Origin of the sequence: Photobacterium gaetbulicola (genome assembly GCF_003025515.1) — a bacterium.
Lineage (GTDB): Bacteria > Pseudomonadota > Gammaproteobacteria > Enterobacterales > Vibrionaceae > Photobacterium > Photobacterium gaetbulicola.
In genome coordinates this window covers 27,037-41,011 of sequence record NZ_PYME01000030.1, presented here as the reverse complement: position 1 = coordinate 41,011, position 13,975 = coordinate 27,037, and the positions used below count along the sequence as shown (strand labels likewise).

10 protein-coding genes are annotated in these 13,975 nt (G+C 50.4%); 6 read left to right on the top strand and 4 right to left on the bottom strand.

Annotated elements, in window-relative coordinates:
• Positions 1-59: 59 nt before the first annotated feature.
• On the bottom strand, positions 60-1,292 hold the full coding sequence (gene moeA, locus C9J03_RS21485; RefSeq protein WP_044623227.1) for a molybdopterin molybdotransferase MoeA: 1,233 nt from the start codon (positions 1,290-1,292) through the stop codon (positions 60-62).
• A gap of 236 nt (positions 1,293-1,528) precedes the next feature.
• Between moeA and folE the strand changes: the two genes are divergently transcribed.
• Positions 1,529-2,182: a GTP cyclohydrolase I FolE gene (gene folE / locus C9J03_RS21480; RefSeq protein ID WP_039456800.1), complete on the top strand. Its 654-nt coding sequence runs from the start codon at positions 1,529-1,531 to the stop codon at positions 2,180-2,182.
• Positions 2,183-2,288: 106 nt separating this feature from the next.
• Positions 2,289-3,212: a LysR family transcriptional regulator gene (locus C9J03_RS21475; protein ID WP_044623228.1), complete on the top strand. Its 924-nt coding sequence runs from the start codon at positions 2,289-2,291 to the stop codon at positions 3,210-3,212.
• A gap of 50 nt (positions 3,213-3,262) precedes the next feature.
• Here C9J03_RS21475 and C9J03_RS21470 read toward each other — a convergent pair whose 3' ends face one another.
• Positions 3,263-4,315 (bottom strand): AraC family transcriptional regulator, encoded by a 1,053-nt coding sequence (locus C9J03_RS21470; RefSeq protein ID WP_044623229.1) that lies wholly within the window; start codon positions 4,313-4,315, stop codon positions 3,263-3,265.
• Between the two features lie 160 nt (positions 4,316-4,475).
• On the opposite strand from C9J03_RS21470, the gene C9J03_RS21465 reads away from it, so the two are divergent.
• From C9J03_RS21465 to C9J03_RS21455, 3 genes are all read left to right on the top strand, one after another.
• Positions 4,476-5,951 carry a coniferyl aldehyde dehydrogenase gene (locus C9J03_RS21465; protein WP_082060604.1) on the top strand — a complete coding sequence of 492 codons (1,476 nt, stop codon included), beginning with the start codon at positions 4,476-4,478 and terminating at the stop codon, positions 5,949-5,951.
• Between the two features lie 114 nt (positions 5,952-6,065).
• Positions 6,066-7,616, top strand: a complete 1,551-nt coding sequence (locus tag C9J03_RS21460; RefSeq protein ID WP_044623230.1) for a long-chain-fatty-acid--CoA ligase — start codon at positions 6,066-6,068, stop codon at positions 7,614-7,616.
• A gap of 15 nt (positions 7,617-7,631) precedes the next feature.
• On the top strand, positions 7,632-9,302 hold the full coding sequence (locus C9J03_RS21455) for a GMC family oxidoreductase (protein WP_044623231.1): 1,671 nt from the start codon (positions 7,632-7,634) through the stop codon (positions 9,300-9,302).
• Positions 9,303-9,369: 67 nt separating this feature from the next.
• Here C9J03_RS21455 and C9J03_RS21450 read toward each other — a convergent pair whose 3' ends face one another.
• A complete protein-coding gene (locus tag C9J03_RS21450) occupies positions 9,370-10,239 on the bottom strand; it encodes a YjjW family glycine radical enzyme activase (protein WP_044623232.1) in 870 nt (289 codons plus the stop codon).
• Positions 10,205-11,752, bottom strand: a complete 1,548-nt coding sequence (locus C9J03_RS21445) for a YjjI family glycine radical enzyme (protein WP_197078593.1) — start codon at positions 11,750-11,752, stop codon at positions 10,205-10,207. The genes C9J03_RS21450 and C9J03_RS21445 overlap by 35 nt, the downstream gene beginning before the upstream one ends.
• Positions 11,753-12,106: 354 nt before the next feature.
• Between C9J03_RS21445 and C9J03_RS21440 the strand changes: the two genes are divergently transcribed.
• Complete coding sequence (locus tag C9J03_RS21440; protein ID WP_044623234.1) at positions 12,107-13,876, top strand: L,D-transpeptidase family protein; 1,770 nt, start codon at positions 12,107-12,109, stop codon at positions 13,874-13,876.
• Positions 13,877-13,975: the final 99 nt, after the last annotated feature.

Here is a 13,975-nt window from a genome sequence, read left to right as displayed (position 1 = left end):
GTCGGTAGTTATGTGCGGGAGGCGTGCTCGCCGGTTGGCGAGCACCGTCTTTAGCGTATTTAGTACATTGCGTGGTTGAACAGCTCGATCGTCACTTCTTCGCCCGGCATCACACGGCCGCGCTCTTGCTCGAGCACTACAAAGCAGTTGGCCTGGTGCATCGAGCTAAAGGCGCCTGAGCCCTGGTTGCCTGTCGTTGCCACTTCAACCAGGCCTTCGCTGTTCAGTTGATAGATGCCACGTTGGTAGTCGGCACGGCCCGGACGCTTTTTAAAGACTGTTGTCGCCTTGGCTTTCAGGCGCTGCGGTGGCTGGTATTGGCTATGGCCCGACAGCTTGGCCAGCATGGGCTGTACCAATTGGTAAAGCGTGACCATGGCCGATACCGGGTTGCCCGGCAGGCCACAGAACCAAGTGTTTTTGATGGTACCGAAGGCAAAAGGTTTGCCCGGTTTCATCGCAATTTTCCAAAAGCCGATCTCGCCTTGCTCATCCAAGATGTCTTTGGTGTAGTCGGCTTCGCCCACGCTGACACCACCGGAGGTAACCAATACATCGGCGGTGGTGGCTTTATCGAAGGCTTCACGCAGTTTTTCAGGACAGTCAGGGATAATCCCCAGATCCATTACGTCACAACCGAATTTTTCCAATAGAGCACGGATGCCGTAGCGGTTGCTGTCGTAGATCTGACCCGCTTCCAGCGGCTCGCCAACCGGGCGAAGCTCATCACCGGTCGAGAAGAAAGCAACCACTGGGCGACGATAAACGGGCAGGGTAGCAATACCCAGAGAAGCCAGCAGTGGCATCTCGCGGGCGGTGATACGGTTGCCTTTTGCGACGACCACATCACCCTGATGAACATCATCACCAATAGGGCGGACGTTCTTGCCGTGAGAGACCTTGGCCGTGAAGCGGATGTTATCACCGTCGACATCGGTTTCTTCCTGCATGATAACGGTATCAGCACCTTCTGGCATTTGAGCACCGGTCATGATGCGGATACATTCGCCAGGCTGGCAAACACCGTCGTAGGGGATGCCGGCAAATGACTTACCTGCCATGCGCAAGGTATCTGTACTTTCCAGATCAGCACTGCGCAGGGCATAGCCATCCATTGCCGAGTTAGCAAAAGGGGGTACGTTAATTGGTGAGCAAATATCTTCAGCCAGCACCAAGCCCATACCGTCAGAAAGAGAAACTGATGTTACATCTTTGAGTGGTTCAACCTGGTCAAGAATTTTAGTCAGTGCGGTTTCGACTGGCATTAAGCCTGGAGTGTCACAACATCCCATAATAGGTATCCGTCTATCGTCGTTATATGTTTTAGTGGCGTAATTATGACAAAAAAAGGTCACTAGCACTAATACCTGAGTAGTTTTGTAGTGTAATTCCTAGTGTATTTTTGATCATTTAAAGGTATCCTTCCGTCTCAAAGTTTGCTGGCACTCGTATTTGGGCGTGTTTTGTACATATAAGTAACTAAAATTACTTGATGTTTGCCTTAAGCCCAGCCGGTTGGAGGAAAAGAATGACTGCATTTAGCGAATCTGCATTGAAGGTGCGCCAAGCACTGGTTGAGCGTGGCCTAGAAACCCCGATGACTGACAAGGTGGTAAGCCGCGAAGAAAAGAAGGAAAAAATCGAGTATCACATGCGTGAGATCCTCGAGCTTCTTTCACTGGATTTAACCGATGACAGCCTGGTTGAAACTCCCCATCGAATCGCGAAAATGTATGTTGACGAAGTGTTTTCTGGTCTAGATTACGCCAACTTCCCGAAGATCACCGTCATCGAGAACAAGATGAAGTGTGATGAAATGGTTCGCGTGAAAGACATTACCCTGACCAGTACCTGTGAGCACCACTTGGTGACTATTGATGGTACTGCGACAGTCGCTTACATTCCGCGCGGTAAGATCATTGGCCTGTCCAAGATCAATCGTATCGTCCGTTTCTTTGCCCAGCGCCCGCAGGTACAGGAGCGTATGACCCAACAAATTTTGGTGGCACTGCAAACCCTGCTGGAAAGCGATGATGTTGCGGTCACCATGGATGCAACCCACTACTGCGTGAAAGCGCGCGGTGTAATGGATGCGACCAGTACCACGACGACAACAGCCTTGGGTGGTATTTTTAAGCGCAACCCAGCCACCCGCGCTGAATTTCTGCACGGCCTGCGTTAATCTTTATTTGACGCCCATCTAGAATAATTTATTATGAAACAAGCCAGTAGATAACCTACTGGCTTTTTTGTAGCTATCGTTTTTTCATCTGGATACTGAAAGGCTTATGGATTTAATTAAACTATCCCGAATCAGCATGAAGCATCTCATTACACTGCATGTGATGCTGGACACGCTCAGTGTCACTGCCAGTGCTGAGCGGTTATGCCTGAGCCCGTCCTCTGTCAGTAAAACCTTGACCCAGTTGAGGGAGAGCCTCAATGATGAGCTGTTCTACCGCCATGGTAACCAGCTTGTCGCGACGCCGCTGGCGCGCCGCCTGGGGCCAACCGTGCATCAGATGATCAACGAGATGAACCAGATGTTGACGCAGGAGGCTTTTGATCCGGCGTCTTACCAGGGGCGTTTTTCGTTGGCGATGCGCGAAAGCACCTTCGAATTGTTAGCGGCCAAGCTCAGTGCCAGAGTGTTGGAGCAAGCGCCGGGTATGCGGTTGGAAATTTGGTCGCGGGACAACATGGGTTTTGACAGCCTTGCCAAAGGCCAGTTGGATTTTATTATCTTGCCCCATGACAAGAGCCAGCCGCCGAGCACCCAGAATAATTTGGTTTGGGAAACCTTATTAGATGACGAAATGGTGTGCTTGATGAATCCTAACCATCCGCTGGCAGGCAAGAAACTGACCATCGATGATTACCTGAGCTACGGTCACGTTGGTATTACTGATAACGACTTGAATGTGCCGTTTTTCGAGCTGCAGCTTGCCCAGCAGCACCAGAAACGCAAAATTGCGGTTCATGTGCCGGATTTTGGTGGCGCAGCCTTGATGTGCCACCACAGTGATTTGTTATTCACTTGCTCGCGTCAATGGGCCGATGTCGCTCTTCAGGCCAAAGCGTTAATCACCAAACCGTTGCCTTTCAATTACGGCGAAGTGTCTTACAGTCTTGTCTGGCACCAGCCGAGTATGAATGATCCGGCTCAGCGTTGGCTGTACGAGCAAATTATTTCGGTCGCCAAAGGGTCATAGCTTCTAGGGTGTCGTGCATAAAAGACAAGGTACCAAGTGCGCTGCAAGGGTTAGGTTTTGTTGCCGGCCCGAGTGCTTTTACGGTATTGCGAAGGGCTTATGCCGGTCCACTTTTGGAAGGCATGGCGAAAATTGGCACTGTCTGAAAAGCCGATGCGTTCGGCAATCTCATCCAGGCTCATGTGCGTCGTCTTTAGATAATCTTTGGCCAGGTTAGAGCGTACTTGATCCAGCAAGGACTGATAGCTTGTGCCCAGGTTGGTCAAGCGCCGGCGAAGGGTACGTGAAGACATGGAAAAGTGGTCAGCGACCTGTTCGATGCTCGGGTAGCGTCCTGAGCATTCAACAAAGAACAACGAGACTTTGTCGGCCAATGTCGTAGGGTGGCTTAGCTTAGAGAGCATGTCATCGCAAGACTGCAGGCACATTTTCAACGTCAGAGGGTTGGTTGTTGGCAGCGGGCGTGCCAGCCACTCCGAGTCAAAATGCCATTCGAGTTTGTTGCTGTTGAATACCACGGGGCATTGGAAGATTTCTTGGTACAGGTGGCTGTAGCTCGGCTCGGGAAAAGGAAAGTAGAGTTTCTGAGCTGGGAAGCGTGTCTGGGTGACTTCTTCGCATAGTGATTTGATGGCACTGAACCAGTATTCGGCACAGAAACGGAGTAGTTTTGCATCGAGCTCCAGCAGCTCTTCGCCACTGAATCCACCGATATCTCCATTGATCCACATTTTTTTGCGTAATACCGGACCCGCGAGGCGGAGGTATTTAAAGCCAATAAGCAGTGCCTCACCGAGAGTCGCACTGCTGAAGACGGCATAGCCGAGGACACCAAAATCACTAAATCGAGCTTGGTTGCCTACTAGCAGGCCAAGTCCGGGCTGAGAGGATAAATCGATGGCATTAGCAAATACTGCCAATTTATCCCGGTAGCGAATGTGGGTGTTGGGTGAGGCCAGATCATCAGGTGTTAGGTTGCTGCCCGAGAGTAAGGTTTCAACAGCAATTCCTTCTTTCTCGAGCATTTTTACCAAGAGTTGAATATCTAATATACCGTAAGTGTAATCGTTGGCACTCGGGGCGTAATCAGCAATATATTCCATATTTTAATTCTAGATTGACCATACGCAACAGATTACCACAAACATTTACTCACTTTATTGGGTTGTCCGTATTTCACCTATTATTGTCTGCTTGCGACCTGTGATTAATGTTAATCAAATGTTGTACTGTGACGGTATTACTATGAGGTGAATTTTTACTATGAGTGAACCGTGTATTGTCGCCAATCAACAAACGATGCCACATGATTCCAGTCAAGTTGATGATTTGAATGATAAATTCATAGCCTTGCAACGTGCTTTCAGACAAGAACCGTATCCAAGTATTCCATTGAGGAAAGAGCGTCTAACAGCGCTGAAATCCCAGTTGAGCCGCTATCAGCAGCTGCTGGCTGATGCCATGAGCCTTGATTTTGGCCATCGCTCGCACACGGAGTCTATTCTGGCTGACGTGCTGGCGCCGATTTTAGATATCAACCATGTACTCAGTCACATCAAGCGGTGGTCAAAGCCAAGCCGTAGGCCGACAGAGTGGCTATTTAAAGGCAATAAGCTTCAGGTGCGCTATCAACCCAAGGGGATTGTCGGCATTATCTGCCCGTGGAACTTCCCTTTGTATCTATCAATCGGGCCGATGATCACGGCGTTGGCAGCGGGTAATCGCTGCATGATCAAAATGCCACCCAACTGCCCGCAAACCACCGCAGTACTCAAGCGGATGCTGGCCGAGATCTACAGTGAGGATCTGGTGTGTATTATTGAGGGGGAGCATCCCCAAGCGATGGAGATTTCCCACCTGCCTTTCGACCATCTGGTTTTCACCGGCTCACCGGCAAGCGGCAAACATATCATGGCCAATGCTGCGGCCAATTTGACCCCTGTAACGCTTGAGCTGGGGGGTAAGTCACCGGCTATTGTGTTTGATGACTATGAGATAGAAAAAGCAGCTGAACGCATCGCCCACGGCAAAGGGCTCAACTCGGGGCAGATCTGTATTGCCCCGGACTACGCCATGGTACCAAGGGAAAAAGTCGAGAATTTTGTTGCTGCCGTGCAGAAGGCAAACCGAGCAATGTACCCGAGCCTGAGTGGTAACCCCGATATCACGAATTTAGTCGATGAGGCGCAAGAAGCCCGATTTATGGCGCTGGTGGAGGATGCCGAGCAAAAAGGTGCGGTCATTGTTCGCTGCGGTGAGAAGGGGGAGGGGCGTCAGTATCCGTTGCATATCGTTACTTCACTGTCGCCGGCGATGCGCATTTGCCAAGAGGAAATTTTTGGACCGCTGTTACCCGTGTACGGGTATGACGAACTCGATGATGTTGTCGAGCATATCCAGTCGCGGCCCCGGCCACTGGCCTGTTACTTGTTCAGCCATGATACTGAGCGGCGGGAATGGGTGCTGACCCATACCCATAGTGGAGGCGTTACCATCAATGATTGGGGGTGGCATGTACTCAACCATGCAGTGCCCTTTGGTGGTACGGGCAACTCTGGAATAGGTAACTACCATGGAGAAGAAGGCTTTCGTGAACTAAGCCATGCCCGCTCGGTATTGGAAATGAAGCCTTGGTTTCCGATCCAAATTTTCAGCCCACCATATGGCGGCCTGCTACAACGTTTGATATTGCGAATGTTCGTTGGCAAGCCTGATCCCAGCTTGATTGATAAAAAATAATTGCAGTCGTTGTTACTCGTTATTTAAAGGCTCACTAGTGTGAAATAACAGCGCTAGTGGGCCAAGCAGTACCCCTTTTCTAATGTGAAATAAAACCATAACAAGAGGTCGTAAATGCTGAATCTTGCTGTAAATCTAGAACGCTGTGCAACATTGTATCCATCCAAAAATGCACTAACGTGTGCGGGTCAAAATCTTAGCTTTAGCCAGTTGAACGTGTTGGCCAATCAGATTGCCAACGGGTTGAAAGGGCTCGGCTTGGTGCCCGGGGACAAAGTCGCGCTTTCATCTCCGAACCTGCCGTACTTTCCTGCTATCTATTATGGAATCTTAAAAGCTGGCTGTACGGTCGTGCCTCTTAATGTCTTATTCAAAGCCAGAGAGGTCGCATACCACCTGGAAGACTCAGAAGCAAAAGCCTACTTTTGTTTTGAAGGGACTCCCGAGATGCCGATTGGCGAGATGGGACGTAGTGGGTTTACTCAGGCAAGCAGCTGTAAACACTTTATTCAAATTCCAACCCCCGGACATACTTTGCCTGCTCATGAGGGAGAAATCCATTTTGCTGAGTGGGTCGAGAAGCAATCTACATATTGTGATGTTTACCCCAGTGCCGGGGATGATACTGCGGTGATCCTCTACACCTCGGGCACGACGGGGCGACCGAAGGGGGCAGAGCTGACGCATACGAATATGCTGACCAATGCCATGGCGTCGCAAAATCTGATGCGGCTCTCTAAGCTGGATACGACTCTTATCACCTTGCCGTTATTCCATAGCTTTGGCCAAACAGTGTTGATGAATGCATCGATACTGAGTGGCAGTAGTATGGTCCTGATCCCCAGATTTGATCCCGACGCGGTACTGGAAGCGCTTGATGCGTATCAAGTTACGGTTTTTGCCGGTGTCCCGACGATGTATATCGCCTTGTTGGCGGCTTGTGAACATCATCAATCGCTGATTGAGCGGTTGTCGGAGAAGCTGAGGCTAGGCATTTCTGGCGGCGCCTCTATGCCGGTTGAGATCATTAAGCAATTTGAAAGTCGGTTCAATATTCCGATCCTTGAGGGGTACGGGCTATCTGAAACCGCCCCTGTCGCCACATTTAACCATGTTGATGCCAAGCGTATTCCCGGTAGTGTCGGCCAACCTCTGTGTGCAACGGCGATCAAAATTATTGATTTGAACGGCGATGATGTACCCGCGGGCGAGCTTGGCGAAATCTGTATTAATAGCCCGAGTGTCATGAAGGGCTATTACAACCGTCCGGAAGCCACTGAGGAAGTGTTGGTGGACGGCTGGTTCCGCACCGGGGATATCGGCCGGCTCGATAGTAGCGGTTACCTCTACATTGTTGACCGTATAAAGGAAATGATTGTGCGCGGTGGCTATAACGTCTATCCACGCGAGGTAGAAGAAATCCTCATGGCACACGAAGCCGTGGCTATGGTTGCTGTTGTTGGGTTACCCCATGCCGTACATGGCGAAGAAATACATGCGTTTGTTGTCTTGGATAACAACCACGAAGCGGATGAACAAACCCTCAAGGCATGGTGTAAAGCTCAGTTGGCCGATTATAAATACCCAAGGCACGTTCATTTTAGGGCGCAATTGCCGATGAGTGCGACAGGCAAGATTTTAAAGCGAAAACTCACCGCAGAATAAGTCAGGAGCAGCATGATGAAGGACTATGACTATATTGTTGTCGGCGGTGGCTCAGCAGGCTGTGTACTGGCCGCTCGGTTATCAGAGGACCCGCAAGTGACAGTCTGTTTAGTCGAGGCGGGTGGGACAGATAACAGTATGCTTATTCGTGCGCCTATTGGATCCGTCGCGATGTTGCCCACCAAGCTGAATAACTGGGCCTTTGAGACCGTTCCCCAGCCGGGGCTCAATGGCCGTAAGGGGTATCAGCCCAGAGGAAAAACCTTGGGGGGCTCAAGTTCAATTAACGCCATGATGTACGCCCGGGGACATCAAGCTGATTATGATCATTGGGCTAGCCTCGGCAATGAGGGATGGAGTTACCAAGAATGCTTGCCGTATTTTAAGAAAGCAGAGAATAACGAGATCCATGCCGATGAGTACCATGGCCAAGGGGGACCATTGAATGTCACGGATCTCCAGTGCCCGAGCAGCTTGTTAGCGCATTACCTCGAGGCTTGTGAGTCAATCGGGATCCCGGCGAACCCCGATGTCAATGGTGAACAGCAGTTCGGCGCCATGGCAACGCAAGTGACCCAGAAAAACGGTGAGCGATGCAGCGCGGCAAGGGCGTACCTCACGCCCAATAGAGATCGTGGGAATCTGACGGTGCTGACCAAGGCAACCACAACGCGCGTGGTGGTTGAAGGTAAGCGAGCCGTGGGGGTGGAATTCAGTAAAGGAGGTCAGCGACAGGTCATTACCGCAACTCAAGAAGTGATTATCAGCGCCGGGGCGTTTGGCTCCCCGCAATTGCTGCAACTCTCGGGAATAGGGCACGGAAAAGATATTGCTCCCTTGGGTATTGATGTGATCCATGAATTGCCGGGGGTTGGTGAAAATTTGCAGGATCATATCGATTTAGTTCACAGCTTCGAATGCTGCAGCCGGTATGACACGTTTGGTTTCTCTGCAAGAATGCTGGCCACCATGAGCAAGGCTCTGCCGCAATGGCTGCTCAAGCGTCGTGGAAAAGTAACCAGCAACTTTGCCGAAGGGATCGGTTTCTTTTATTCAGAACCCAATGTCACCATTCCTGATCTTGAATTCGTGTTTGTGGTCGCCATCGTTGATGACCATGCCCGTAAAATTCATCTTCAGCACGGTTTTAGCTGCCATTTAACGTTATTGAGACCCAAAAGCCGGGGTACCGTCAAGCTGGAGAGCGCCGATCCGTTTGCGCCGCCCCGGATTGATCCCCAATTCTTCTCTCATCCCGATGATATGCCAGTGATGATTGCGGGGTGGAAAAAACAGAAACAGATGCTGATGAGCAAGGTATTCGACGGAATCAGAGGGGCAGAGCTATATCCCGTTGATGAGTGCGACAATGCCGCAATAGAGCAAGATATTCGTAATCGAGCCGATACACAATACCATCCCGTCGGGACATGTAAAATGGGGCCAAGCTCTGATCCGATGGCTGTTGTCGATAGTGAGCTGCGGGTCCATGGCCTGAAAGGATTGAGGGTGGTAGACGCATCAATCATGCCGACCTTGGTGGGGGCAAACACCAATGCCCCGACGATTATGATTGCGGAAAAAGCGGCCGACAAAATAAAAGCGGCACGCACTGAGAAATGCCAGCGCACCAAGCAAGCCGGTACGGCTGATAAAAGCCATTCGGTGGCCGAGCTTGGAGAATAATGGCAAAGCCCGTGTTATCTCCAAATCTCCAACCGATGAAGCGGGGGAGATACACAACGTGGAGAGTTTACGTTACGGGTTCACGGTAGAGAACACGCAGGCCTCGTTGGGTTAACTGCTTTGCAAACGCGTTTATCTGAGACGCGCTGCAGGGCGGCCACTCAAGGGCCGGGCCCGTGACCCCATGGTGCTGAAAGGCATTTAGCCTGATTGTTGTGCGTGCCGGAAGGGCTGACAAATAGTGCGCCAGCGCATCAATTTCCTGTTCGAAATCTGTGATCGCCGGGATATGCAGCAGTCTGACTTCTTCGAGCTTATCGTGCTTGCCAAGCCAATCGATAGTTTGCATTACCCTGTGATGGCTGCGACCGGTTAGCCAACGGTGGGTTTCTTCCTGCCACGCTTTTAGATCAACCATCGCGCCGTCCAATACCGGTAGCAGTTTTTCCCATCCCGTTTGGCTCAGGCTTCCGTTGGTATCTACCATGCAGGTGAGATGGCGCAAGCTTGGATCGGCCTTGATTGCGTTGAAGAGCTCGACAATGAACGGCAGCTGAAGCGTAGCCTCGCCGCCACTGACGGTGATCCCCGATAAAAACAGCTGATGCTTGCGGACAAGCTGCAATATGTCATCAACATTCATGGTTTGGGTCTTGGGATTCGACTGGTTAGGACAAACGGCCAAGCAGCGATCGCAATGGGTGCATAGCTCTGCATTCCACCTGATGTGGCCTTCACTCATCGAAAGCGCATTGCTTGGGCAGGGGGCAACGCAGTCCCCGCAGTGGTTGCAGATCCCTATAGTATGCGGGTTGTGGCAATTTTTGCACTGGTAGTTACACCCTTGCAGGAAGATAACGAGCCTGTTGCCAGGCCCGTCGACACACGAGAAATTGAGGATCTTACTGACTGTCGCAGTAGCGCGGCGCTTGCTCATGACTCACGACTCGTGGTTTACGGTTGAGGATACCGGTATTCGCGGCAGCTTCAGCGCCTAGCCCGGTGGTGTTGGTGCGGGAGCCTTGCTCTTTGAACTTGGCGATATCGGACAGTTTGACCATGTAGCCAGTCACACGGACCAGATCGTTGGAGTGGACATTGGCGGTAAACTCACGAAAGCCGATAGCTAGCGCGCCCTTACAGAGCTGATACATGGCCTCAGGGTTGGATTTGACCGTTTCATCAATGGTCAGAATATCGCTGATACCGGATGTATAGTACTGGTGATGCTGAGCCAATGCTTGGATATGGCTTACCGGATCCGGCTCGGTACCATATGGGATGCGAACGCCCGGAGTGACATCTTCATCCAGGCTGATCCCGCCTTGGGCATGAAGCAGGGCGCGGCCATGGTAGCCATATTTAACCGGTGTGGATGTGACAATGTCACTCAGTGCTTTAGAAATTCGGTGGCCGAGTTTATTCGCAGCCGGCTGCTGGCCATACTTTTCGTCCCGGCCGTCTTTTTCCAGCAGGATATTAACCGCTTCAGCCATGCCATAGATACCAAACATCGGAGCAAAACGGCTTTCGTCAATTAAGCCCTCCTGCACTAAAAAGCCATTGAAGAAGCCTGATTGCTCGTGCAAATAAGCTGAGCGGGCTTCGATCAGTTCGTACATGGTTTGGCAGTAGTTCGGCAGGGTTGCGTGAAAGAAGTCTTCGCTTGATGAGGCCTTGCGTGCGACTTCTTTGAGGTTCATGCGTACCAGGGTGTTAGCCCCGCCTGCCAATGGCAGTGAGTTATAGCAACTGACAATACCGAAGCCGGAGTTGTCATAGGCATGGGCGTGGACAGGGTAGTTAGCAATATGTGGTTTGCTGCACTCGCAGATGTTGTGGCTGGCCTGGCGCAGGAGATCGTCTGGCGTGATCTCAGGATCATACATAAAGGTCAAGTTAGGGGCGACCTGCTTGAGCTCGGCATCGACGCGGAGAATAGTACGGCAGATGACATTGTCCGTTGGACCGATATTTACGTGCATGAAAGCATCAGGCAGAGTGCGATCAAGCAAGATCCAGAACAGGCGCAGCTTGCGGTAAATTGTTTCTGCATCCAGCCCTTCTGCGTAAGGCAGCAAGACATCATCGAGCTGGCCAAGGTAGACAGGGATATTGGTGACCGATGGTACATGGTGATAAAGGATTGTCAGGTGGTTAAGTGCTTCGTCGAAATCCTTGGCAGGTGGCAATTCCAAATATTCAGAGCCTTGCTGAAGGAACTTGGCGTAATCCGGCAGAACATAGCGTGGTTTGAATGGCGCATTACCTTCAAACATATCACACAAGATATTGTCTTCAATCGCTGCTTTTACTGACTCCGTGATCTCAGGGTAAGGCAAGCTGGCATCGGCTTCTAAGGCCAGGTACTGGCTTTTTTGCATAGGGGAAAGAGTCGGGTCGTTGATGATTTGTCTGAATTTTTCTGGAATGCTCATGTTATTAACCATGTTTGAATTATGGTTAATAACATAAATCGGTCACATGATTTCTTGAAGTGAAAAGATATAAACCAGCAGTTTCCATTATGGAAAATCATGTCATATTGAGACTTGATGAGAAAAGTTTGGCTCATTCTGAACGATATATGAAACTATGAGCAATCTTGGGTGAGGGCTACAAGCGAATCTGGAATTTATTGATTGGATTGTCATTTTTGAAGCATGACTCAGTTGCCATAGTGTCATCAGTTTGACTAGAAATAATAGTAGGGTGGCTCATGCAGGAAGTGGGCTCCGCCATTTTATATCGCTCACGGAAAGAACTTGATAGTTGGTCGAGGACCATAGCTCAGGGCTTAAGTGATGACATGTTCAGATAGAATGCCAAATCGCTTTAACGTGTTATATTTCGCACTTTCTTTTGCCATTTTCGGCCAGGTGTCTGCCGAAAAAGTAGAAACTGCAGAATATGCGCTGCTCGTTAACCCCATCCCCCTCGCTGAAGATAACTTTAGCCAAGGCTCTGCTTTGCCTGCTAGTCCGGCCAATGAAAGTAGCGTGCTTGACCTTTCCCTGCTCAGCATTATCAATCTGTCTAGCCATCAGCAACTGTGCGGGTTTGTACAATCCAGTCTGTGTTTTAGCGATGAGGTGAAGCGGATCTACGCGGCTAATGGCTATATGCCACTGTGGTGGAACAATGAGCTACGTGAATTACTGGAGACTCGGCTAAGGGTATTGGCGTTCTCTGGCTTGGTCTCGGGTATTGATCGCCGTCTGGCGGAGTTGGCTGAGCTTGAGCAGGTTGCCGATCAACGCGCATACGATATCCTTGCCACGGATACTTACCTATTATACGAAGCTCTGATGCATCAGCTCTATTCCGAGCCAAGTCTGATGTTTCGTCACCAAACCTTGATTCTGTATCCCGATTCAGAAAATGGGGTGCTGCCAGGCTCTGTTGCCGCTTCTGTGATCAATGTGCCATTTTTAACTTCTCGCCTGATCGGCTATGGCGATAACTTTGCGATGACCAAAGGTGTTTTGGCCCAAGTCGAGCGCTTTTACCAATTACCGGCCCACTCATATCAACCTCACGGTAGGCAGTTGATCAAATTGAACGAGTCAGTTCCTAATGGGCTGGCAATGCTAGCTGTACTCAATGCTTATGGTGACTTGAGCGATGAGTCATTTGAGCAATTATCCGCCGAGCCAACGCTGATCAACAATGGCGAGCTGAACCAAGCGATCCGGCGTTTCCAGCAACGCAATGGATTGGAAGACGATGGGGTTATTGGGCCGGCGACGGCTCAACAACTGGCCCTGCCATATAGTGAGGTTGCTCGTTTGCTTGCGCTCAATTTATATCGCAGCCAGTTGGGTGCGACTGGCAATGAGCGGCCGATTATACGGGTGAACATTCCTGATTACCGGTTGCAAATAACCCATCAGCAAGAAGTTGTTTTTGAGTCCAGAGTCATCGTAGGACGAACAGCTCGGCCAACGAACCTGTTTTCATCGTCGATGAATATCATGGTGGTCAACCCGTACTGGAATGTTCCAGAAACGATCAAGACCAAAGATGTGATCCCGGGAATGAAGGCTTCATCGGATTACTTGCAGCAAACGAACCTGAAAATGATCCGTAGCTGGGATGATCGGACTGAAATTTCTCCCGAGATGGTGGAATGGAGTAATGTTGATCCCAATACCTTCCCGTATGAGTTTATGCAGAGTCCCGGCCGAGGTAATGCTCTTGGCAATGTGAAATTTCTCATGCCCAATGATTTCTCCGTCTACCTGCATGACACGCCATCCAGAAGTTTATTCAACAAAGCCAGGCGTAACCTGAGCTCGGGCTGTGTTCGGGTCGAGAAGGCTGCGGAGCTGGCTGAGTATGTCTTGGATTACCAGCAGCGGCCAAGCTGGCGTAACTACCAGCAACTGGTCAGTGACGGCAGAACCAATACCATTACGCTGCCGCGTAAGATTGATGTCGATGTGACGTATGTGACTGCCTGGGTTGATGAAAATAACCAACTACAGTTGCGGGAAGACATCTATGGTTACGACAGACCAATTAAAAGACCGGTTAAACTGCAATATTCAACAGTGAAAAACTATAGGCAATAGAGTCGCTAAAACTTGAGCTTGGCTGACAAAGTTGCACTCTATGGCGGTAGATGCCGATCAGTTTGGTATACTTTCTCGTTTAAATTTACCCAGTGAGCT

What these genes read in the sequence shown, in the direction of transcription:
- moeA (WP_044623227.1), bottom strand. Translation starts at nt 1,292, where the DNA reads ATGGGATGTTGTGACACTCCAGGCTTAATGCCAGTCGAAACCGCACTG.
- folE (WP_039456800.1), top strand. Translation starts at nt 1,529, where the DNA reads ATGACTGCATTTAGCGAATCTGCATTGAAGGTGCGCCAAGCACTGGTT.
- C9J03_RS21475 (WP_044623228.1), top strand. Translation starts at nt 2,289, where the DNA reads ATGGATTTAATTAAACTATCCCGAATCAGCATGAAGCATCTCATTACA.
- C9J03_RS21470 (WP_044623229.1), bottom strand. Translation starts at nt 4,315, where the DNA reads ATGGAATATATTGCTGATTACGCCCCGAGTGCCAACGATTACACTTAC.
- C9J03_RS21465 (WP_082060604.1), top strand. Translation starts at nt 4,476, where the DNA reads ATGAGTGAACCGTGTATTGTCGCCAATCAACAAACGATGCCACATGAT.
- C9J03_RS21460 (WP_044623230.1), top strand. Translation starts at nt 6,066, where the DNA reads ATGCTGAATCTTGCTGTAAATCTAGAACGCTGTGCAACATTGTATCCA.
- C9J03_RS21455 (WP_044623231.1), top strand. Translation starts at nt 7,632, where the DNA reads ATGAAGGACTATGACTATATTGTTGTCGGCGGTGGCTCAGCAGGCTGT.
- C9J03_RS21450 (WP_044623232.1), bottom strand. Translation starts at nt 10,239, where the DNA reads ATGAGCAAGCGCCGCGCTACTGCGACAGTCAGTAAGATCCTCAATTTC.
- C9J03_RS21445 (WP_197078593.1), bottom strand. Translation starts at nt 11,752, where the DNA reads ATGGTTAATAACATGAGCATTCCAGAAAAATTCAGACAAATCATCAAC.
- C9J03_RS21440 (WP_044623234.1), top strand. Translation starts at nt 12,107, where the DNA reads ATGACATGTTCAGATAGAATGCCAAATCGCTTTAACGTGTTATATTTC.